The organism is Candidatus Dependentiae bacterium (genome assembly GCA_020431705.1).
Lineage (GTDB): Bacteria > Babelota > Babeliae > Babelales > Vermiphilaceae > JAGQHQ01.
In genome coordinates, this window is sequence record JAGQHQ010000050.1 from 1 (window position 1) to 560 (window position 560).

Sequence of the window (560 nt, forward strand, 5' to 3'; positions counted from 1 at the left end):
TATAAGCAAGGTAAAAAATTACAATTTAAAGGTATATTGAAAATGGCTAAAGTAAAGAAAATAACTACATATTTGGCTTGTGAAGTATGTAAGTCAAGAAATTATACACAAGTAATAAATAAGAATCGAAAAGTTGGTTCTTTAGTATTAAATAAATTTTGCGCATACAAAATTTGCAGGCAACATAGACTGCACAAAGAAGCTAAATAAAAACTAATAAGTAGGAATAAAAAAGGCCGGTAGCTCTAACGGCAGAGCAGCAGACTCCAAATCTGATGGTTGGGGGTTCAAATCCCTCTCGGCCTGCCAATTATACAAATAGGATCAAATTTATGATAAATGATTTAAGTGTTTTTTTTAAAGAAACGTATCAAGAACTTTTAAAGATTATTTGGCCTAATTCTCGTGAATTTTTTATTAATTCAACTGGAACTTTTTTCTTAGTGTTTTTATTTGCAATGTATTTTGGTTTAATTGATATTTTGATTAGTTTATGCTTAACTAAATTATTACTTTTTTTTGTTTAGCTAGATTGATTTTATTTTTATGGTAGGTCTTTT

The 560-nt window shown here is 27.9% G+C and carries 2 protein-coding genes and 1 tRNA gene; all 3 read left to right on the top strand.

All coding sequences use genetic code 11. The features are described 5' to 3' along the window. The first annotated feature begins 42 nt into the window (after positions 1–42). The 3 genes from rpmG to secE all read left to right on the top strand — a co-directional run bounded on the left by rpmG (position 43) and on the right by secE (position 527). Positions 43–210 carry a 50S ribosomal protein L33 gene (rpmG, locus tag KC460_05265; GenBank protein ID MCA9770750.1) on the top strand — a complete coding sequence of 56 codons (168 nt, stop codon included), beginning with the start codon at positions 43–45 and terminating at the stop codon, positions 208–210. A gap of 23 nt (positions 211–233) precedes the next feature. After that, a tRNA-Trp gene (locus KC460_05270) sits at positions 234–309 on the top strand. Between the two features lie 23 nt (positions 310–332). Next, positions 333–527, top strand: coding sequence for a preprotein translocase subunit SecE (gene secE, locus KC460_05275; GenBank protein ID MCA9770751.1), 195 nt, complete (start codon positions 333–335; stop codon positions 525–527). The last annotated feature ends 33 nt before the right edge of the window (positions 528–560 follow it).

Bases quoted from the DNA above. Each gene is read 5' to 3' on its own strand.
- rpmG (MCA9770750.1), top strand. From the start codon at position 43: ATGGCTAAAGTAAAGAAAATAACTACATATTTGGCTTGTGAAGTATGT.
- secE (MCA9770751.1), top strand. From the start codon at position 333: ATGATAAATGATTTAAGTGTTTTTTTTAAAGAAACGTATCAAGAACTT.